The sequence below is a fragment of the Inquilinus sp. OTU3971 genome (assembly GCF_038440215.1).
The window spans coordinates 13,768-33,336 of sequence record NZ_JASATH010000046.1; the positions used below are offsets into that span (position 1 = coordinate 13,768).

The 19,569-nt window shown below is 68.4% G+C and carries 19 protein-coding genes; 2 read left to right on the forward strand and 17 right to left on the reverse strand.

All coding sequences use genetic code 11. The annotated features are described in order from the left end of the window. The first annotated feature begins 99 nt into the window (after positions 1 to 99). Positions 100 to 627: a hypothetical protein gene (locus AAHM41_RS14000; protein WP_342237163.1), complete on the forward strand. Its 528-nt coding sequence runs from the start codon at positions 100 to 102 to the stop codon at positions 625 to 627. Positions 628 to 1,094: 467 nt separating this feature from the next. Further along, a complete protein-coding gene (locus tag AAHM41_RS14005; RefSeq protein WP_342237164.1) occupies positions 1,095 to 2,780 on the forward strand; it encodes a recombinase family protein in 1,686 nt (561 codons plus the stop codon). A 33-nt stretch (positions 2,781 to 2,813) separates the two neighbouring features. Here the strand turns inward: AAHM41_RS14005 and AAHM41_RS14010 are convergent, their stop codons facing one another. The 17 genes from AAHM41_RS14010 to AAHM41_RS14090 form a co-directional block, all read right to left on the reverse strand. Further along, entirely contained in the window at positions 2,814 to 3,044 is a 231-nt protein-coding gene (locus tag AAHM41_RS14010; RefSeq protein WP_342237165.1) for a helix-turn-helix domain-containing protein, read from the reverse strand. Between the two features lie 229 nt (positions 3,045 to 3,273). Continuing rightward, positions 3,274 to 3,603 (reverse strand): hypothetical protein, encoded by a 330-nt coding sequence (locus AAHM41_RS14015; RefSeq protein ID WP_342237166.1) that lies wholly within the window; start codon positions 3,601 to 3,603, stop codon positions 3,274 to 3,276. Positions 3,604 to 3,611: 8 nt separating this feature from the next. After that, positions 3,612 to 6,314 carry a hypothetical protein gene (locus AAHM41_RS14020; protein WP_342237167.1) on the reverse strand — a complete coding sequence of 901 codons (2,703 nt, stop codon included), beginning with the start codon at positions 6,312 to 6,314 and terminating at the stop codon, positions 3,612 to 3,614. Next, the gene (locus AAHM41_RS14025) at positions 6,304 to 9,768 is read right to left on the reverse strand and encodes a phage tail protein (RefSeq protein ID WP_342237168.1); all 3,465 of its coding nucleotides are present in this window, start codon (positions 9,766 to 9,768) and stop codon (positions 6,304 to 6,306) included. Before AAHM41_RS14025 ends, AAHM41_RS14020 begins: the two co-directional genes overlap by 11 nt. Before the next feature lie 2 nt (positions 9,769 to 9,770). After that, complete coding sequence (locus AAHM41_RS14030; protein ID WP_342237169.1) at positions 9,771 to 10,181, reverse strand: hypothetical protein; 411 nt, start codon at positions 10,179 to 10,181, stop codon at positions 9,771 to 9,773. After that, entirely contained in the window at positions 10,168 to 11,025 is an 858-nt protein-coding gene (locus tag AAHM41_RS14035; RefSeq protein WP_342237170.1) for a DUF2163 domain-containing protein, read from the reverse strand. Before AAHM41_RS14035 ends, AAHM41_RS14030 begins: the two co-directional genes overlap by 14 nt. After that, entirely contained in the window at positions 11,022 to 11,699 is a 678-nt protein-coding gene (locus AAHM41_RS14040) for a DUF2460 domain-containing protein (protein ID WP_342237171.1), read from the reverse strand. The genes AAHM41_RS14035 and AAHM41_RS14040 overlap by 4 nt, the downstream gene beginning before the upstream one ends. Beyond that, the gene (locus AAHM41_RS14045; protein WP_342237172.1) at positions 11,692 to 15,216 is read right to left on the reverse strand and encodes a hypothetical protein; all 3,525 of its coding nucleotides are present in this window, start codon (positions 15,214 to 15,216) and stop codon (positions 11,692 to 11,694) included. Before AAHM41_RS14045 ends, AAHM41_RS14040 begins: the two co-directional genes overlap by 8 nt. Continuing rightward, on the reverse strand, positions 15,213 to 15,527 hold the full coding sequence (locus AAHM41_RS14050) for a DUF1799 domain-containing protein (protein ID WP_342237173.1): 315 nt from the start codon (positions 15,525 to 15,527) through the stop codon (positions 15,213 to 15,215). Before AAHM41_RS14050 ends, AAHM41_RS14045 begins: the two co-directional genes overlap by 4 nt. Before the next feature lie 71 nt (positions 15,528 to 15,598). Then, complete coding sequence (locus AAHM41_RS14055) at positions 15,599 to 15,931, reverse strand: hypothetical protein (protein ID WP_342237174.1); 333 nt, start codon at positions 15,929 to 15,931, stop codon at positions 15,599 to 15,601. A 10-nt stretch (positions 15,932 to 15,941) separates the two neighbouring features. Beyond that, a complete protein-coding gene (locus AAHM41_RS14060; protein WP_342237175.1) occupies positions 15,942 to 16,877 on the reverse strand; it encodes a phage tail tube protein in 936 nt (311 codons plus the stop codon). Positions 16,878 to 16,879: 2 nt separating this feature from the next. Beyond that, positions 16,880 to 17,029, reverse strand: a complete 150-nt coding sequence (locus tag AAHM41_RS14065) for a hypothetical protein (protein WP_342237176.1) — start codon at positions 17,027 to 17,029, stop codon at positions 16,880 to 16,882. Continuing rightward, complete coding sequence (locus tag AAHM41_RS14070; protein ID WP_342237177.1) at positions 17,026 to 17,466, reverse strand: phage tail terminator protein; 441 nt, start codon at positions 17,464 to 17,466, stop codon at positions 17,026 to 17,028. Before AAHM41_RS14070 ends, AAHM41_RS14065 begins: the two co-directional genes overlap by 4 nt. Next, the gene (locus tag AAHM41_RS14075; protein WP_342237178.1) at positions 17,463 to 18,017 is read right to left on the reverse strand and encodes a phage virion morphogenesis protein; all 555 of its coding nucleotides are present in this window, start codon (positions 18,015 to 18,017) and stop codon (positions 17,463 to 17,465) included. The genes AAHM41_RS14070 and AAHM41_RS14075 overlap by 4 nt, the downstream gene beginning before the upstream one ends. Beyond that, a complete protein-coding gene (locus tag AAHM41_RS14080) occupies positions 18,017 to 18,445 on the reverse strand; it encodes a gp436 family protein (RefSeq protein WP_342237179.1) in 429 nt (142 codons plus the stop codon). The genes AAHM41_RS14075 and AAHM41_RS14080 overlap by 1 nt, the downstream gene beginning before the upstream one ends. Then, positions 18,442 to 18,615 (reverse strand): hypothetical protein, encoded by a 174-nt coding sequence (locus AAHM41_RS14085; protein ID WP_342237180.1) that lies wholly within the window; start codon positions 18,613 to 18,615, stop codon positions 18,442 to 18,444. The genes AAHM41_RS14080 and AAHM41_RS14085 overlap by 4 nt, the downstream gene beginning before the upstream one ends. After that, positions 18,615 to 19,553: a major capsid protein gene (locus AAHM41_RS14090; protein ID WP_342237181.1), complete on the reverse strand. Its 939-nt coding sequence runs from the start codon at positions 19,551 to 19,553 to the stop codon at positions 18,615 to 18,617. The genes AAHM41_RS14085 and AAHM41_RS14090 overlap by 1 nt, the downstream gene beginning before the upstream one ends. Positions 19,554 to 19,569 lie beyond the last annotated feature (16 nt).

The window sequence follows — 19,569 nt, forward strand, 5'->3', positions numbered from 1 at the left end:
CGCCGCGCGGCGATCGACGGGTCGGAAACGAGCGAGTGCCTGTCTCGCGGCTTGGGCGTTGGCGCGCCCGGCCCCCGTCGCAGCGGACGGAGGTGTTCGATGAAAAGGACGAAGAAGACCAAGCCCCAGATGACCCTCGCCCTGCCGCTGAATCCGGCAGCGCCGAACGCCGAGCTAGAAGCAGCTGTGCGGGCTGCCGAGGCTTCCTTCCTGGCCAAGGCCGAGTCGGTAGAGTCGCCGAACGATGCGGCTCCCTCGAATGCCGAACCTGTGATCCTGCCGCAGGCTCCCGTCTTCGTGGCCGCACGGCCGAACGCTGAGGCCAAGGCCCCGGAGTACGTGGACGCGGCCCGCAGCGGTAGGAACACGCTGTACATCGTCACCGCCGTGAAATGGGGCGAGATGCAGGCCAAGAAAGGCAGGCGGATCGGATGGCAGCGGCTGCCGGATACCGGCTTCAAAATGAAGGGCCAGGCTCTCCGGGCCGCCGAGCAGATGGTAGAAGCGGGCCGCGCGACCGGCGCTATGGCGGTGCAGCAGACCGCGGACCCTGATGCTGGCGACTATGACGAGCCGGTCATCCTGGCGAGCTACGGTCGCCTGCCTGAGGGCTTCGCTGAGATTTGAACGATGGACGATCTTCGCAAGAAGCTGGAATGGGACATTGGCATCGTGCTGCGCTGCCTGAACGGTCATCCGAGTCGACGGACAAAGGGGATGGACGAAGCGAGGGCCAGCATCGTGGCCGCTGACGTTGTCCAGCAGTTGCTTCGATCGGGGTGGACCATCGGCCGCCGGGAGCACGGAGTCGCGACATGGCTAGACGGTGGCCGGACTCTATCGCCGCCACTCCATAGTGCTCCCGGCAGCAATCCTGAATGAGGATACAAACCCTCGGGTACTGTCGCAAAACGTCCGAGGTTTTGTATCGCCGCGGCCAGGCGGCTCCGTGGCGTCGGATCGCCAGGATCGCGTGGGTTCTGCGCCGCGATTGTCGGGTTTATCCGGATGAGATTGACACGGTGTCGGCGTAGCATCGATTCCGCACCAACCGTCACGACCAGATCGGCACCCGCCCACAGAGGGAGGCCTTAGTGCCTGCTTCGCCTGTCGCCGCACCAGAGATCCCAGCCGCGCAGTACATCCGCATGTCTTCGGACCACCAGCGGTACTCGCTGGAGAACCAACAGGCCGCGATCAGTGAGTACGCAGCGCTCCACGGCTATGAGGTCGTCCAGACATATGCTGACTCCGGGAAGAGCGGCCTGACATTGAAGGGGCGCGCAGCCCTGCAGACTCTCCTGGCCGATGTCATGGCATCCGATCGACCTTACAAGGCCATCCTTGTGCTCGATGTCAGCCGGTGGGGACGCTTCCAGGATCCGGACGAGGCGGCTCATTACGAGTTCATCTGCCGCCAGGCGGGCGTGCGGGTGGTCTACTGCGGGGAGATGTTCCACGACGCCAGTTCGTTCGAGGCCAAGATCCTGAAGCATTTGAAAAGGGTGATGGCGGGCGAGTGGAGTCGCGAGCTGTCGGCCAAATTGTCCCGCGCCCATCGACAGCAGGCCGCCCTCGGCTTCAAGCAGGGTGGAGGAACACCCTATGCATTTCGCCGCCTAGTGATCGACCGCGAGGGGCGGCCGCGGGCGCTTCTCGAGCCAGGGCAGCAGAAGGCCATCTCGACAGACCGGGTCATCCTCGTTCCGGGGCCACAGGGCGAGCAGGAGACTGTGAGGCGCATCTTCCGCTGGTACAGCCGGAACGCCCTTACCATGGACGAGATAGCACGTCGCCTAGCCGAAGACGGGCCGCGAACCGATACCGGCCGCCCGTGGACGCGGTCGGCCGTACGCAAGATCATCGGCAACGAGGCCTATATCGGGGACTACACCTACAGCAAGACGACCGGTTTGCTGATGGGACCGCGCAAGCCGGCGCCGAGAGAGCATTGGGTCCGGTCCTCAACCTTGACCCGCATGGTGTCAGATCGAGTCTTCCGAGCGGCTCAGAAGCAGCGCGCGCGGCGCGACGGCACACGCCTCCCGGACGAGCGTCTGCTGCGGGCGCTTCGCTCCCTCCTTGAGCAGAAGGGATACCTCTCCGCGCGCTTGATCTGGAAATCGCGGAAGTGCCCGTCTCCCACCACCTACGTCAACCACTTCGGCAGCCTGGGCGAGGCATACGCACTCATCGGCTACGCCGCGCCGGTGTATAGGGATATCAGCCCGCTCGGCCGGCCCTGGAATGACGAGGAACTTCTGGACGGCCTGCGTCGGCTCCACGCGAAGCACGGATACGTCACCGGCGACCTGATCGACGCCGATCGTGATCTTCCCTCGTTCTACATGTTTGCTCGCCGGTTCGGGTCCGGCCGTAGGGCATACGCACTCGCCGGCCTCGGCTTTCCGACGCTCGGCCAAGTTCAGCTCGCAGCCCAAGCGCGCCGCCGGGAGCGTGAGCAGTTCGCGCCTCGCAAGATGTACCCGCGAGCCGATGGGTGTGGCGTCACCACTCGCATCCCGACCGATGTGATCCTGACTGCCCTACGGGATTTGCTCGAACAGCACGGCTATCTTTCATCCGTCCTGATCAATGGCGCGCCCGGCGTTCCATCGGCCCCTCTCATCATTAGGCGCTTCGGCTCGCTTCGTGCTGCCTACGCCTTGGTAAATTGGGAGAGAAGCTCGGGCGAGATCATCTCAGAGGCGCACAAGCGGCGCTGGCGACGGCTGAACGCCGCCCGGGTGGAATTTTCTCGCATCTCAGATGCGCGATAATTCCACGCTTCGCTGGCGAGAACAGCCGGCGGATCACGGCTTGATCCGCTTTGGCGACTGCTCCAGAAGCGCACCAGGCGCGACGTTCAACGCCTTAGCCAGCTTGCCGAGCATGTCGACCGTTGCGCTGTACTGCGCGCTCTCTAGCTCACTGACATAGCCGCGGTTCACTTCGGCCCGGAACGCCAGATCGGTCTGCGTCATGGATCGCTCCCGGCGCAGGCGCCGGAGGTTCAATGCGACGAGTTCCCGAATGTCGCTCACGGCGTGGCCATCGCAGGATGCCCCTCTTCAGAGGTCAATGTCGCCACGAGGCTCAAGGTGCAACGCGAATGGCCCCAGGCGCCGCTCTGCCGGTGCCAAGGATGCGCTTGGGAACCGACGACCGCAACGGGACGAATGCGGTCAACGGGAGGTGCGGAGCAGCATCCGCACCTCCCTGACAGTCTTCACCTGTACAAGATCCGCCCGGCCGCCGGAGCGACCCTTCGCGTCAGGCCGAAGCCTGAGCCGCCGCCTCAGCCAGCTCCGCGCGGACAATCGCCGCGTCCCGCTGCGCGAGTACATCCGCGAGCTGCGCCTCCAGCTCGGTGATCCGTTTCAGCGCGCCGGTGTTCAGCAGCTCGGACACCTGCGCGATCGTCGTCGCCGTTTCGGCGGTGATCGGCTCAGGCGGGTTGATCGAGGTCGCGCCCGGCACGATTGTCCCATCCCGCAGGATCGAGGTCGCCGTCGCAAAATGCTGCCCGACGAGGGTACCGGTGAGATGATCCCAGCGGGCGAGGAACTCATAGGGTCCAGTGACTTCTTCGAGGGTCGGCATAGAGGGCCTCAGTTGGTGCGGTAGACGATGGTGAAAGACAGGACGCCGGTCGCGCTGAGCTGGCTCATCTGGGCGAAGGCCTGGGCAGCGCCGGGGCCGCTGAAGATCAGGCTGACCGCGGTACCGTTCGGACCGCGGAATCGGGCGAGCAACTGGGTCTGGCCCGCCGGATAGGAGACGGTCTGACCGGTCACTGCCGCGGTCGGCAGGTTGTTGGCGAGATTGGCGGCTGGGAACGGCAGGCCGCCGATCACCACGTCGCCGGCTGCCGCTGCATCGATCGCCGACCATTGGACATAGGCCACCGCCAGCACCACCTGACCGGCCCGGATGTAGTTGCCGCTGTTGTTGGCGTGCATGGTCTGGCTGCCGGCGGCGGTGTTGCCGAACAGGGTCGGTGACCAGGTGCCGGTTTCATAGACCTGCATGGCGTCGTTCCGGGCGCCGGCGCCGACGCAGGTCCAGGCCGTGCCGGTCCACATGAAGTCCGCCCAACAGCCTGGCCGCAGGGTGATGCCGCTGCAGATCAGCTTTCCGGTTCCGTTGCCGGTGTAGATGATGCGCTTGAGCGACCCGAGGTAGGCGCCAGTGGTCGACAGCGTCACGGTGCGATCGGCCGTGAGATTGGCCGAGAAGGCCACGACAGAGGCGTTGCCGAGGACGCTCAAGGTCGAATTGGCGTCGACGGCGCTCACTGCGTAGCTCGACAGCTCCTGCAGCCGCTGCCAAGTCGTGCCGTCGCTGTAGAGCGGCCCGGCGCCGCCGCCGAGATCAGAGCAGTCGATCACGCCGCGCGGCGCCGAGCTGGCGGCCGGCAGCGTCGCCAGCGTGTAGGAGCGCAGCCGTGGGATACGCTGGGCGTCGATCACCGTGTTGGCGCCGCCCATCTGCAGATCGCCTGGCGGGGCGATCCGCATGCGCTCGGTGTTCGCGCTGCCGGCGCTCGTGAAAAACCGCAGCGCCGTCGACAGCCCGGTTCCGGTCGCTGCCGCCTGGGCTTGGGCGTCGATCGTCGCGCCGGGCATCATGAAGGAACCGTTGCTACCGGCGAAACTCAGTTCCCCCAGGCTGTCACTCGCCGCCACGGCCGCGTGCTCGCCGATCGCCGGCCCGCGCGACTTCGCGATCATGATCCGGGCTGGAGACGGATCAGCGCTCCAGCGCACGGCGGCCAGGCCGGCCGCACCGGTGCTGTTGGACTGGATGTCCGCGACCACCGCGCTGATGCCCGCGACGGGACCGGCTCCGGTCGAGATCCGGGCGCCAGGCGCCATCACCAGGTCGCCCGACATCGTGTCGCCGCCCTTTGCGAGCACGCCGAGACTGGCGCGGGCGCCGGCTTGGTCGGTGGCGCCGGTGCCGCCCTGCTCGATCGGAAGGGTGCCCGAGACGCCGCCGAACGCCTCGACCACCTCGATCGCGAGGAACGTCCTGGCCGAGGCGAGGATCTGATCCTGGCCCGACATGTTCGCGTTGGCGCGGAGGGCGAAGGTGTCGCCTTCGGCGACCTCGATCACACCCGTGACCAGGGAGGAGTTGTTGTTGTTGAAGCCGCCGGTGCCTTGCCGAGGGCCGCTGAGCGGGCTTCCATAGGCCGGCTCGACCGAGGCAGAGAAGTCGGCCGAGTTCTTCTGAACGCTGATGATCACCGAGCCGGCAGCGGTGATGTTGGCCTCGAATTCGACCGCAGCCGTGATCCGCACCCGCGGCACGTTCGCCGGGATGACCAGGAACCGGCCGCGTGCCAGCGTATGGGTGCCGCTTCCGGCGGCCGTGATGTCGATCGCGGTGCCTGCCAAGGCGTCGGCCTTGCTCGCGGCCAGCTTCAGGACGTCGGCGCCGACCCGGATCGCCCAATACCTGGTGTTGGCAGCCAGGCCGGTCGGCAGCGCGCCGGTGCTGGTCAGGTAGAACGGGCCTTCGCCGGTCGCCATGCCGTGGCCGGCCGCCGTGACCTGATCGGTGGCAGGGTCGGCGGTGAAAGTCAGATCCGGCCCCAGCCAGAACCGGCTGCTGTCGTACCGGACGCGGTTGAACGGAACGCCGATCGGCCACGCCACGCCGGTCAGGTTCGCGGTCATATCGACCAGGGCGCCGCGGAAGCCACCGGCCGCCGGCATGTCGCCGAATTCGACCCCATTGCCGACCGGGTTGACTCGCAGCACCTTGCCCTGGGCGCCGGCGTAGCTGTTCGGCGTGTCGGTTAGGTCGAGAAAATCGCTGACCGAGCCGGTGGGATCGTCGAACTCCAGCCCGTCCTCGGTCGCCTTCACCTTCGGAATCCTGCCGGCCTGGCCGACATAGCTCGACGGCACGTCGGCCAGGCGGGTGAACTTCGCCTCGGCCAAGCCACTGCTGATCATCAGGCCGTTGGCCGTGCCGTCGAGGTAGACCTTGGCGAGGGTGCCAGCCTCCAGCGGAATCGTCGTGGTGCCGCGCTTGATCGACAGCTGGGCGGTACCCTGGTTCTGGACCGCGATCTCCCGCTTGATCTGCGGCAGCGTCAGCGTCCGCGCGACCGTGTTGCCGCCGATCCGCAGCATCAACGCCCGCTGGGCCTGGGCCGCGGTCACCGTGACATCGCCGGCTGAGAGGTCGAGCGGCAGGAACTCGGTCAGGGCGGCGTCCACCTGGCCGAAGGCGTCGTTGATCGTGACTTCCTTCTGGGCCTGGGCTGCCGCCACCTGGCTGAGGGCGAGGTTAGAGGACAAGGGTCACCTCTTTGCCGAAGCCGCGACCGATCGCGGCGCTGATCTGGTAGACGACGAGACGAAGGGAGGCCGGGCTCGAGCCGAAGTCGGCGGCGATCTGCGCGGCCGGATACACGGTGCTCGGGGTGTTCGTGGTAAGGGTCCGCAGCACGCCCCCAGTGGCAGACAGGATATCGACCTCGTACCGCTCGAACGCCTCGCCGAGCGGCACCGGGAAATCCCCGTTCCGCAGCTCGCCGCCGAGACGGGTCCGGCGGACCCAGGACAGGGCGATATCCGATCCCGACCAGGCGGCCTTGACGTGCACCGGCGCGTAGGGCCGCAGGTCGTTGCCGCTGAGCCCCTCGAACATCAGCTCGGCCCGGTCGAGCCGCGCCCCCGAGGCCACGCCCTTGTAGTAGAGCAGGACGCCGATCTGGGCGACCGGCAGGCCCATGGTGTCCATGGCCAGGGGATCGAGCAGGACGAAGGCGTCGCCGGCGTCATGGCCGCCGGTAAAGGCGTCCGAGCCGCGCCGCCCGCGCAGCAGGCCAGTCAAGCGCCAGGTGCCGGGCGCCGTCTCCTCGGCGTTGCGGAACTGGATGATCTCGGCCTGGCCGTCGCTGCGGATCAGGGCCGCGGCATTGGCGCCGTTCAGCATTTCCAGCTGGGTGACGTTGGACAGCCCGGCATCGAGGTGCGTGGCGAGCAGCACCAGCAGCTCGGATTCCTCGTCGGTGGCGAAGGGCCGGTGGGTGTCCGGCAGCGCGTTCAGTGCAGTGCCCCAGGTGATCTCGGCCGTGGTCGCCGCCACGGTCTCCAGCGTCGCCGGATCGTCGCCGCGATAGACGAGGCCAGACCGCCAGCCGTCCTGGCCGTAGCCGCCCATCGCGATGTAAGCGCGGGTGGCGCTGCCTCCGACGTCGTCCTGGTCGCGCAGCAGCACTGTGTCGAGGATGAACAGCCGGGTCGGGCCGGTGTACGGCAGATGCTGCTGGGGGAAGTCGCCGGGATCCGCCTTGATGATCGAGATGTATTGCGCGGCCTCCTCGCTGACCGCTTTCGCCTGGACTGTTAGATCCGCGCCAAGATCGACCGAGGTCAGCCGAAAACGATGGATCGAGCCGTCGTTCATGGTGAGCTGGACGACATCGGCAGGGTCGAGATCGGCATGCGCCCAGCTGGTCGGCAGCTCATAGTCGGCCCGCTCGGTCCAGGCCGAGAACAGGATCTTCTCCGCCTGCTGCTTGATGACGTCGGCCTTCACCGCCGCCGCGATCTCCATGCCGAGCTTGTTCGATGACCACATGGTCGGGATCGGCAGTTGGGCGCGCCGGGCCGTGAACGTCTGTTCCTGATAGTCCCGATCCGGGTCCGAGAACGTGATCGTGACCTGGACCGGCAAGTCGACCTCCTGCCGGCGGGTCTCGGTCAGGATCGGGCCGTCGCCGTCGCGGACCAGGTCGCCCTCGGTGAGCTGCCGCGCAACAGCGCGCCCCCGCTTCTGGAACCGGATCTTGCCGTCGCGCTCGACCTGGTCGTGCAGGAACAGGTCGGCGAGCGGCTGGATGCCGTCGCGGGCGCTGACCTGGCGTGCGATAGCGTAGCCCCGGACGATGTCGGTCATCTCGGCGACATCGATGTCGTCGGCCGACAGGCCGACCTGCGCGCACAGGTCGCCGACGATCCGGGACACCGGCTCGCCGTCGCCATTCACCCGGTTGATCGATACGCGCGTCAGGCCCAAGGCGTCGGACTGGATGATGACGGTGTCCGTGTCGCCGTCGTAGCACTGCGACCCGACACCGCCGAATGTCGAACCCCAGCTGGAGTCCAGCGCCGTCAGCTCTCCGGTCGAGGTGTCGAACTGCTGGAGCGCGCCGGCGCCCAGCAGCACGTACCGCCCACGCCGCAGCCGAAACTGGCCGGTAGCGGACGCGTCATAGTTCATCTGCCAGTGGGCGCGCGTCTTCCAGACGATGCCGTCACCGTCGCGCCACTTGATCGTGTAGTACGGGCCGACGGTTAAGCCGTTGCCAAGCCGGACCTGGAAAATCACGCTGTTGTCGGTCGGGTCGTAGACCAGCGAGGACGGCGTTCCGTGGAAGTTCGCCCAGCCCGTCTCGACCATCGCCGGGGTGATGGCGGTCACCTTCCGGAACTCGACATCGGTGACGACGCCGGGCGAAAGTGGCGAGGTCGAAACCGATGCGGTGATCCTGATCCGATATAGGCCGGTGACGGTGCTGCCGGCGTTCAGCGCGCCGCCGAGCACCCAGATATCGCCCGGCATGCCTCCGCACAGACCGTTGACCTGCTGTTCGTCGACCTGCTGTCCGGCGCCCCACACATAGGCCAGGCTGCCGCCCTTCAGCACGCCGATGTTGCCGAGGAGCGAGCCGCAGGCGACATACTCGTCCACCCCAGTCGGTCCGTAGACCAGCGTCGTCGCCATCCGCACGGTGCCGACGAAGCCGAAGGTCTGGTTGTCGAGGTACGGATAGGTCACCCCGTCGCCAAACCGCCCCTTGACCCGCAGGGACTGGCCGTCGACGCAGACGATCGGCCGGATGTTGCCCGCCGTGACCGCGAAATACAGGTCGCCGTTCTGCCCGGTAACGATGCCCGCGGGGAAGCCGTCGTTCGCCCGACCGGTGATGTCGAAGACCGAAATCTGCCGGTCTTCCTCCATCGTCCAAAGCCTGACACGGCGGATGATCGCCTGGCGCGGGTCCTGGTCGGAATCGACCATGTAGACGTAGCCGCGGTCCCAATCCACGGCCAGTTCGTCCCGCTGATAGGCGGTGGTGCCGCCGGGCAGCGAGGTCGTGGTGGTGTAGATCTTCGGCACCGACGCCTGGCGCGACACCTCGACGGTGATGTTCGGCACCCGGTTGCCGAAGTTGTCGAGCGGCAGATCCTCGAAGACGATGTAGCAGAGGCCGCGATGCGCCTGCGTCTTACCGGCACCGACCTTCGCCTCGATATGCGGGTCGGGCATCTGGGTCTCGTCGCCCGGATAGAACCGGAAATCCAGGTCGCCAATGTCGATATCGAGATCCGAGCTGCCCCGCGCGTCATAGATCAGCTTGGTGTCGGCCCAGATCCGGTTGACGGCGCCCATCGGCCCCGCGCAGAGCCCGACCGCGAAGCTGCAGGTATAGGTGTAGGTGACGCTCTTCTGCGTCGGGCCGCCCTTGCCGCCGCCGGCCGTCTGCTTGTGCTTGTGCTCCTTGAGCCCGTCGCTCCAGATCACGTTGCCGTTGACCCGCATCGTGCCCCAGACCTGGGCGATCGACTGGCCATAGGCCGAGGACGTGACGCTCAGGTCGCTGAGCCGCGGACCTTTCGACACCTGGGTCGGCTCGGGGAACAGGAAGCCGCCAAGGACACCGCCGACCGCGAAGCCAAGGCCCGGCGCGCCAAAGAAGCCCCCGACCACTGCCCCCGCCACACCGATTGCGAGACGGCCCATGGTCAGGCCTCCCGGTCCGGCAGGGCGAAGGCGTGGGTAGCCTTCCCCGCCCAACGGTCATAGGGCTCCTCGACCACCTTTCCAGCGGTGGCGTAGGCGTGGACGAGGGACCAGGCCCCCTGCGGGCTAACGCCCAGGATGCCGCAATGGCAGGGATAGACGCCGTCGCGGAACAGGACGATCAGGTCCTCGCGCAGCTCGGCGAGCGAGGCCGGCCGGGTCCGAGCCGCGATCTCGCGCACGACGTCATAGCCATGGGCGCCGCGGACGTACTCCGGCACGTCCTCGATCGCGTAGCCGATATCGCGGGCGGCGAGCAGCGGCAGGCCGACGCAGTCGATGCCGAAGCGGGACCGGCCCCTATGGCGCCACTTGACGTCGAGATAGGCGCGCGCGGCATCAACCAGTTGCATCGGGATACCTCAGCATCTGGTCGCGACCGGGCAGCAGGGATTCGGCCCGCATGTTCAGGATGTTCGCCCATTTGTTGATGCACTGGTCGCGGGTCTTGTCGCAGCCGGGCGTCAGCTCCAGCCGGTCGCCGATCGCCGGCAGGTACGGTGCCGGCAGGTGCAGCACCAAGTTGCCGGCCAGGGTCCAACTGCGGACCTCGATCGACTTGCCGTCGTTCGGTCCGCCGCGGAAGGTCGCCAGGCCGTTGTTGAACCATCCATCGACGGCCCGCGGATCGGCGCAGCTCGCGACCACCGTCCGGCGGTCGACCACCTGGGTGATGGTCGCCGCGGCCCGGAACGGCGCCAGGTCGACCTTGCAGCGATTGTCGCCGAGGTCGGCCCGGCATTCGGTCTGGTAGACCTCGCCCACATTCTGGGCCAGCGCCTGCGTCAGGCCGCGCAGCTCGCTCCGAAACGTGCCGTCCGACAGGGTGACGACTTCGCCGAGCCGGCCTCGGCGCAGCAGCATCTGGCCTTGGGTGAGGTCGGCCCAATTGACCTGAAAGATCCGGACCTCGGCGTAATCGAACAGCCCCGCCCGAACCTCCTCCGGCCGGATCGTGTCGTGATCGAGCACGCCCTCCAGGTCGAGGTTGTCGACCGCCATGCCCGACTGATTGGCGATGGCGCTGCGGCTGTAGCCCGTGGAGGCGTAGTAGGGCACCACGCCGATGACCAGGTCGCGGTCATGGTCGGTGAATCCCAGCACCCGGCCATCGCGGCGCTCCAACCGCCAGCAGGTCGCCAGCGTCGTCAGCTCGCCGTCCAGATGCGCCCGGTAGGCAGGCGTGATCGCCTTCACTCGTCGCGCTCCTTCAGCTCGCGGATCGGAATCGAGGGGATGGCGGCCAGGCCGCCGCCGCGCAGCTCCAGGTCCAGATCGTCGATGTCGAAGCGGACCGGCACGTCGAATTCGCACTCGGCCTCGATCATGGCTAAGGCCGCTGGCGCCGTGCCGAACAGCACCTCGCCGGTGTTGAAGTCGACCGCGACCTTGCCGGCCGCCGGCATCGGCCGCGGCGAGGTGGGCAGCCCACTGTCCCAGCCGTCCGGCAACAGCGTCTGCAAGGCGCCGCCGCGCCAGACCTTGGCGGTCCCGCGCACCGGCCGGGTGATCGCCCGATCGAACGGCGCCGGGCCTTCAGCCTCATACCGCTTGAAGATCGGGAAGATCCGCCGCGCGCCGTCGCCGGCACCGATTTGCTGCCGGTCCAGCTCGTAATCCGACCAGTCGCGGAACCGGAAGCCGCGTGCCCTGGCCCGGCGCGCATAGAAGAACGCCAGGACCGGGCGCAGGCCATCGAGATCGTCGATCGCGAAGCCGATGTCCCAGCGGCCCCGGCTCCGAGACCAGTTCTGGTTGCGCTTCTCCTTGCCGGAGGACAGCTCTTTGATGGTGGTGTTGAAGCCGGGGCCGCCCTTGGCCCCGCGCTCGATAAACACCGGCAGGCGGACGTCGTCGAAGGAACTAGCCATGGCCGCCGTTCCTCCGGAGCTGCCGTCCCATCTCGGCGCCGAACTGCGACAGCAGCTGGCCCTGGGATCGGCGGAAGCTGTCGAAGTCGTTGACGCCATGGAAATGGAATGCGACCGGCTGCAGCTCGCCGTTGCGGCCCCGAACGGGGCCGGATGGCCCGCCGGCCGACGCCCCCAAGCCGAAGCCCATCGGCGGCGCCGCCGGCAAGGCGAAGCCGCCGAAGACACCGCCCTGCGCATGCGGCACCGCCGGCGGCAAGGCGACGCCCAGCGACCCGTCCTGCAGCCTGGTCAGGTGCAGCGGCACGATCGCGCCGTTGGCGTTGGCGGCACGAACGGCCAGGCCCTTCGCGCCGGAGGTCAGCGGCATGATCGCCTCCGGCCCCGCCTCGCCCATCAGGCCCATGGCGCCGTCCGCCATCGGGAAATACGTCGGCCCGGTCACCACAGTGCCGGACGCGAAGGCCCGCACCGTTCCGCCGACGAAGGCCGCGCCCTTGCTGAAGCCGAGGAACGGCGCGGCGACGCTAAGCAGGCCGTTCAGGATGCCCCCGAGCCCGCCGCCGACGTCGCCGGAGAACAGGCTGCCGATCCCGTTGACCAGGCTGCCGAGCGCGCCGCCGAAGCTGCCCAGGAACCCCGATCCCTCCTGGCGCACGCCTTCGGCCACGTCGTTCAGCGCATTGCCGACCTTGTCGACGGCACCGCCGAGAACGTCGGTGCCGGCGCCGCCCTGCAGCCTGTCGCCGGCCAGGCTGCCGGCCAGCTTGTCGAGCGTCGCATCGGGCCGGTCCTGCAGCAGCCCGCCGGCCAGGCCGCCGGCGATGGCGCCGCCGGCGACGTTGATGGTCGCGGTCGCCACGGCAAAATCCGCCTGGGCCAGCTTGCCGTTGTCGTTGGCGCCGCCGGTGCCGAGCAGATCGTCGAGCAGCCCGCCGAGGCCGCCCCGGCTGGCCTGCTGGCCGGCGGTGGCGTGACTGCCACCGCCCAGCAGATCGCCCATAAGGCCGTCCGCCCACTGGCCGGCGCGGTCGATCAGCGGGTCGATGACGAACTTCTCGGCCGCCAGGTCGGCCAGGCGGTTGCCGAAGGTCATTAGCGCGTCGCCGGCGGTGCTGAAATCCGTCGTGATGCTCCGGGCCAGGTCGCCTAGCGCCGACTTGGCGTCATCGGCGAAGGCGAACAGCTCGGGGTTGTTGAGGCGCTGCAGCTGGCGCTGGATCGCCTCCTGGGCATCGGCCGCCGTGTAGCCGGCCTCGGCCAAGCTCTCCAATACGCCGGGGTCCATCGACTGCAGCGCCGTCTGCATCTGGGCGAGTTGGCGATACTGCCGCGACAGCTCCTCGTCCGGCGTCGCCGTCGCGCCGATCAGCGAGATCGCCTCGCTGGTCAGTTGCTGACGCTTGCGCTCCTCGATCTGCAGCTGGCGCAGCCGCTCGCCCTGCTCGGCATAGGCGGCGGCCGTCTTGTCGATCTCCGCCCGCATCTGTTCGCTGACCTTGAGGCCTGCGGTCTGGGCGGCATAGAGCAGCTGCTGCTTGACGGTCAGCTCGGCCGAGGCGCGCGAGGTCAGGCCGATCGCGTCGGCCTGGGTCTCGGTCTCGTCGGTCGCCTTCTGGATGCGCTCGATCTCGCGCTCATAGTCGTTCTTCTGCTTGGCGGCACGGACCGCGGCCTTGGCGGCGAGCTTGTCCTGCTCCCGATCGAACTTCTCGCCGGCAGCGATGCCGGCATCGTCAATCAGCGGCTGGGCGTTGATGACCTGGCCTCGGATCGCAGCCTGGGCGGCACGCTCCCTGGCCTGGTCCACCGCCCGCTGGCGTGCCCGCGCACGCTCGGCCGTCTCATTGCCGATCGCCGCCGCGTCCGCTCGGGTGTCGTCGATGCCCCGGCGGATGTCGGCTTCCGCCTGCATGCGGTTAAACGTCTGCAGGAACTGCGAGCCGAAGCCCTCGGCCTGGTCCACGATGGTCCGGGCGATTGGCATGTCGAGGTAGCGGTCGATGGAGCCGATGAGCCGGTCGACCATGTCCGCCGACCGACCGACGGCCGTGCCGAGCTCACCCATGGCGACCGCCGCGTCGATCACGTCCCGGTCCAGCTCGTCTGCCGTGCCGCGCGCCGAGCGCATCAGGGCTTCGAGCAGGCGGATCTCCTGGCTGCCGGTCTGAGTGTCCCGCGACAGGCGGGAGACGCTGCTGGCGATGTTCTCGATGGCTTTGCGGGCGTCACCGTCCGTCTCCTGGGCGATGCTCTGCAGATCCCGGTGAAGGTCGGAGAGGAAGGTCCGATCGCGGTTGCCCTCGAACAGCGGCTTCAACAGGGTCTGGATCTTCGCGTCCAGGTCCGCCGGGATCTCGACGTCGAGCTGGACGCGGACGCGCGCCGGCTCGATCCGCGCCAAGCCGAATTCGCCATCGGGCAATGACCGCGCCTTGTCGAAGGCGACGCCGACCTTGCCCAACTCGTCGATCGCCTGCTTGGCGGCCTGATCGATCGCCCCGAGCTGGCCCTTGATCTTATCCTGGAACTCCAGGGCGGCGGCCTCGCGGGCGGCACCGGACATCCCGATGAAGCTGTAGGCCAACTGGTCGGCCTTCTGCTTCGCCAGCTCGCCGGTGCTGGTCCACTTCTTCAGATTCTCCTCGTGGATCTGCACCGCCTCGTCGGACGAGACGGTCGCGTCCTCGAACAGGCCGAAGCCGTTGGCCAGGCCGGCGGCGATGGCCAGGGTGGCGCCGGCGACCGCGCCCCACACGCCGAAGATCCCCAAGACCTGCGTGCCCTGCTGGGCGAAGGCGACCAGGGCCGACTGGCCGGACGAGACCTGCACGGCAAAGTCGCCGATCTGATAGCCGGCCTGCTGGGCGATGGAGCCGAATCCACCCATGCGGTTGCCGCCCGTCTGCAGGGTCTGCTCGTATCGCTGCAGCACCTCGGCGCCGCGCTGCTGGGTGATCGTGCCGTCCTGGACCGCGTGCTTCAGCACGTCCTGGGCTTCGGCCAGGAGCCGGATCTGCCGGGCAGCCGGATCGGCCGCCTCGACGATGTCGCGCAGCGCGCGGGCCTGGGCCGAGAGCGGCGGCACGGTGCCGGGCAATGTGCCGCCGGCGCCGCCCTGGGCCGCCAGGAAAGCCCGCATGGCGGCGGTGGCCTCGGTCAGGGCACGGGTGTTGTCGTTGACCGCTCGGGTCTGGGATTCGACGCTCGCCTCGATCGCCGAGGCTGCCGCGGCAGCTGCCGCCCCGGACTGCTGGACCTGCTCGGCAGCGGTGGCGTTGGACTGTCCCATCGCTGCCGCGGCCGTCGCCGCAGCCTGCTCGGCCGTGCCGAGGGCCGAGACCTGGGTCATGGCGCCGCCGGCGGCGGTGCCGATCGCGACGATCGACGCAGAGGCCGAGCCGGCGCCGGCGGCCGATGCCTTCACCTGGTCGATGCCCTGGCGGGTATCGGCCAGTGCGGCTTTGGCACTGCTGGAGTCGCCCTCGATCCGGAGCGCGACGCGCATATCGGTCATCGGCTGTTCAACGCCTTTCGCGCCGCGGCCTCCATCACGCGGAGGTCCGCCCAGAGTTCAGGGGTCAGGTCGATTCCAGCGGCCTTGGTGCTGGCGATGGCGGCGCCGTAGTCGAGGCCGATGTAGACGAGAGAGCCGGGGCCGAGGCCGCCCGGCACGCCTTCGGTGCGCCATTGGGTGCAGACCGCGGGCCAGGCGCAGATGGCGGGCACGTTGTCGGGCCAGATCCGGACGGGCGCGCCGATCGAGAGGAGACCGAGGCGCTTGCGCATCGCCTCGATCTTCGCCTCGGAGGCGCCGAACCGGCGCATGTCCCGGATGGCTTCCGGCTCGGCCTCGGGTGTGCTGGGGCCGCCTCGCACCCATTGCCGGGCGGCCTCTTCTAGTTTCCCAGCCGCCCGCCCTTCGCGCCGTCGAAATACTCCTGGATCAGTGCTGCGCGGGCGTAGTGGGTGTTGACCACCCGGTCGCGCAGCCTGTCGCTGTAGGGGATCGGCTGCTTGTTCTGGTCGAGGACACCGGCCAGATCCACCACCACCGACTGCAGAAACTGCGTCGTCCCCGCGACGGTCGTGGTGTCGAACTGCTCCAGCTCGTCGAGCCCGAGCAGGCGAAAGGTGGCGTCGAACGAGACGGTCTCGAACCCGCCATCTGCCGGCTTCTGCGCCTTCACAGGCCGCTTGAACGTCGGGTTCTCGTCCAGGATCCAGGTCATGTGCGGTCTCTCAGGTGAGCGTGATGGTGAACTGGTCGTCGCCGGCGGTCGGCTGCGGTCGCAGGGTCAGCGGCCATTCGGTTACGCCCTGGTTGTTCTGGTAGCCGGACAGGCGGCCGACTTGGCACCGGCCGGCCTTCACGGTCGTGATGAAGCCCGGCGCCGTGCCGTGGGTCAGGACGAAGGGCACCTTGGTGCGGGCCTCGGCCAGGCCGAACGGATCGAACAGGTTCAGCGGCTGGGCCTCGACGACCATCGACAGCTCCTCGGCCCGGTCGACGATGATGATGCTCTCGCTGCCGAGCAGCAGGCGTGGCTGGACGGTGTTGCCGAGATTGAGGTTGGCAGATCGGGTCACCATGGTGACGCCGTTCACCGTGCAGACCGGGGTGTTGGTGCTGGTCGCCAGCTGCGGGTCCATGAAGTCGGCGAAGTCGACGGCCGGCGGCGGCGACTGCGTCGGCTTGCGCCACAGGCCGGTCAGCGTCACCCGCAGGCCGGGGAAGCCCTGGGTCTCGACCTGCAGCTCGGCGGTACCCCGCGCCCCGAGGAGAACGTGCCGGGTCTCGTCGATGAAGAAATGCACCGATACCGACTCATGCTGCCGGCTGATCGGGTTGTACTCGACGCTGGTGCCGGCGGTGATGACCTCGGCCAGGCCGCAGGCGCGCGCCATCGGGCTCCAGGCCGGCGCCGTGCCGGCAGTGCCCGAACCGACCAGCTCGATCGTGCCGGTCAGCACCGCATTCAGGCCGGCCGGATACTGCTCCTGACCGCCGAGATAGGGCCGCTCCAGGTTGCGGGAGACGTCCTGGCCTTCCATCGGCCGGAACTCGACATTGGTCAGCAGCATCGCATTGGCGCCGGTCGGGACCGCATCGGTGCCATAGGTCGCCTCGGGCTTAACCAGGATGGTCTTGCTGGCCCAGCGGATCGGTTCGGCCATGCCTACTTCTCCCCCTTCGGCGGCGCGGCCGCGGGCTTCGCGGTCGACGCAGGCGTCCGCACCGACGGCGACGCCCGCTCGGTCCAGGTGACGCGTTCCAGAGTGCCGTCCGGCTTGCGGACGTAGCTGCCACCCTTCGCAGGCAGGCTCATTGCGAAATCCTCAACAGTTGCGGGATCGAGAAATCGACCTGGTGGAAGGCCCGGCCGGCGTTGAGGCCGAGCAGCGCGCCGCGCTCGGCGGCAAAGGGTTCCCAGCCGCTGGGCGGCTTCCACCCGGCCAGGGCGCGCAGCACCTGGTCTTCGAGCTGGTCCAGCTCGGGGATGGTCTCGGCGCCGATCGCGTCGCCGGCGAAATCCACCACCAGGATCACCGCCAAGCGCCGCCGCAACTGCTGGCTGTGCGGGCCGGCCATAGCCATGGTCTCCCCAGCCCGGAAGCCGAGGGGCACGACAAAGGCCGCGGTTCCACCCTGCGGCAGCGAGCCGGCCTGGATCAGCGCGCTCATCTCGCCGGCCCGACCGATCCGGCCGGCCAGCGCCGGCACCCGCTCGGCCAGGCGCGCGATGACGTGATCGACGAGGGTCACGGCGCACCATCCGCGATGGCGAGCCATTCTTTGACCTGGGCCTCGATCTCGACGCGATCGTCATTGTCGATGCCGAGATAAGGCCGCGCAGGCATCTCGATCTCGTACGCCCCCACCTCATGGTCCGTGGCGAAGTTGGACATCCGCTTCGGCACGAAGCGGTGCGACAGCTCGTCGGCGCGGGCGTCGTAGCGGCGATAGACGGTCTGGGTTCGTGCCTCGCGCTCGATGGTGCCCCCGAGCTGGTGGATGCGGGCATAGGCGACATCGCTGCCCCATTGGACTCCGTGGTCATCCGCGACATGGGTGATGGACTGCACAAGCCGCGCCGATAGCTGCAGGGTCTTGCCGCCTTCGAGCCGGGCGCGGAGGGACTGCGGCCAGGGATTGCCGTCTGGCGCCCGCTCGCGCTCGAACCGCATCTGGGTCGAGACCACCATGGCGGCGCCGATGTTGTCGTACAGGCCGCGGGCGTTGGTCATGCGCTCGACCACTCGGCCCACCGCGGCCCGGACGACGGCATCGTCGACACGGATCGAGACGCCGTCCATCAGACGAAGCCCCGGAGGCTGTCGGGAGTGAAGACGCACGGCGAGCTGGTCGACACGCTTCCCGAGGAGTTGCCGCGTTCCGGCTCGATCCCGTCGAGGTCGAGGCGCTGCCGTCCGGCCGCAATGTCCTGCAGCGTCTTGATGGCATCGCGATAGTCGGCCGTGATCTTCTCGTCCGGCGCCCGGCGATGCAGCTTGTAGATCGCGACCGCCTCGGCCACGTCGACCAGCAGCTTGGGCGCCGAGGCAATCGGCAGCCGGTAGCGCGCGGCCAGGTAGCCGTCGATCGTCGCGTCGGTGTCGAGCAAGGCGCGCTCGACCACCTCGGCATCGACCTGGCCGGTCGCCGGCTGGCCGCGGTCGGTCAACTGCCCCAGCAACTTGGTCCCGTAGCGATCTTCGAGCTGGGCCTGGGTCGCATAGGTCACTTCGCCTTGCCCTTGCGGCTGGCGTTAGGGGACGCCGGGCCGATGCGTTCGCCCAGCAGGGCGGCGTCCTCGTCCGACAGGTCGGGGAGCGGGTCGCCGATCTCGAAGCGCTGGCCGCGATACTTGATCGCGACCAGGGCAACGTGGCGCGTGGGGGTGACCTCGGCCATCAGCTGACCGCGTCCTGGATCAGGTAGCCGGCATATCCGGCGATCACCAACTCGCGGACGCTCTCGCCCGTCCGGACGCGCTCGCCGCCGCGGAGGCCGATGTTGGCATCGGGGCGCGAGCCCGCGACCTTGTCGCCCCACTGCGCCGTGGCCGCGAAGGTCAGGTCCGGGGCACGGAACGAGAAGTTGCGGTTGCGGTAGACGAAGGACGCGTGATTGCCCCAGACCTGCGACAGCGCGGCCGGCTGGCCCTTGCGGGCCGTGTTCAGCCGCGACTGGCCGACGATGATGTCTTCCAGCTCCAGCAGGTCGGCCACCGCCCGGCGCGTGGCCACCGCCTCGTCGCCGGAGTTGGCATTGATCGCCTTTGCGATCTTCGGATGCCGCCGCAGCTTGGACCAGACCTTCTGGCCCAGGATGCCGATGTTCGGCCGCACCAGGCAGGTGTCGAGACCGGTGAGGATGTCATCGACCGGATCGCTCGTCGGATCGTCCCAGCGATCGGCCGCGGTGGCGAGCTGGATCTTGTTGCCGACCGGATAGACGGCCGGGTTGAACAGCAGCCGGGCCGCACGGACCTCGCGCCCGAGGGCGATGTAGTCCGCCAGCCGCTCGGTCGCATGGGTCCGCGGGTCGTAGCCCACGGTGGCGCCGATATCGATGTCCTCCTGGGGAATCGGGTCTTCCAGGCCGTAGTCATCGACCGATCCGTCGCGCTCCTCGGCCCGGAACTCGATCTCGTTGGTGCGGCCGGTGCGGCCGACCTTGGTGTCCGTGGTCGAGAAGGACTCGTCCACCGGATATTCCCACCACTTGAACAGCCGCGACGGCACGGTCGCGCGCGGCAGCACCTGGTCGGCGATGTACGCCTGGTTGCGGTAGCCCACCGCAACCGCAGTGAGCTTCGGATCGATGGGAAACGGCGCCTGGATGGCCATGGGACCTCTCTTGGGG

Excerpts from the sequence above, each read along its gene's own strand:
- AAHM41_RS14000 (WP_342237163.1), top strand. The coding sequence starts at position 100 with ATGAAAAGGACGAAGAAGACCAAGCCCCAGATGACCCTCGCCCTGCCG.
- AAHM41_RS14015 (WP_342237166.1), bottom strand. The coding sequence starts at position 3,603 with ATGCCGACCCTCGAAGAAGTCACTGGACCCTATGAGTTCCTCGCCCGC.
- AAHM41_RS14025 (WP_342237168.1), bottom strand. The coding sequence starts at position 9,768 with ATGGGCCGTCTCGCAATCGGTGTGGCGGGGGCAGTGGTCGGGGGCTTC.
- AAHM41_RS14030 (WP_342237169.1), bottom strand. The coding sequence starts at position 10,181 with ATGCAACTGGTTGATGCCGCGCGCGCCTATCTCGACGTCAAGTGGCGC.
- AAHM41_RS14040 (WP_342237171.1), bottom strand. The coding sequence starts at position 11,699 with ATGGCTAGTTCCTTCGACGACGTCCGCCTGCCGGTGTTTATCGAGCGC.
- AAHM41_RS14045 (WP_342237172.1), bottom strand. The coding sequence starts at position 15,216 with ATGACCGATATGCGCGTCGCGCTCCGGATCGAGGGCGACTCCAGCAGT.
- AAHM41_RS14050 (WP_342237173.1), bottom strand. The coding sequence starts at position 15,527 with ATGCGCCGGTTCGGCGCCTCCGAGGCGAAGATCGAGGCGATGCGCAAG.
- AAHM41_RS14055 (WP_342237174.1), bottom strand. The coding sequence starts at position 15,931 with ATGACCTGGATCCTGGACGAGAACCCGACGTTCAAGCGGCCTGTGAAG.
- AAHM41_RS14060 (WP_342237175.1), bottom strand. The coding sequence starts at position 16,877 with ATGGCCGAACCGATCCGCTGGGCCAGCAAGACCATCCTGGTTAAGCCC.
- AAHM41_RS14065 (WP_342237176.1), bottom strand. The coding sequence starts at position 17,029 with ATGAGCCTGCCTGCGAAGGGTGGCAGCTACGTCCGCAAGCCGGACGGC.
- AAHM41_RS14075 (WP_342237178.1), bottom strand. The coding sequence starts at position 18,017 with ATGGACGGCGTCTCGATCCGTGTCGACGATGCCGTCGTCCGGGCCGCG.
- AAHM41_RS14085 (WP_342237180.1), bottom strand. The coding sequence starts at position 18,615 with ATGGCCGAGGTCACCCCCACGCGCCACGTTGCCCTGGTCGCGATCAAG.
- AAHM41_RS14090 (WP_342237181.1), bottom strand. The coding sequence starts at position 19,553 with ATGGCCATCCAGGCGCCGTTTCCCATCGATCCGAAGCTCACTGCGGTT.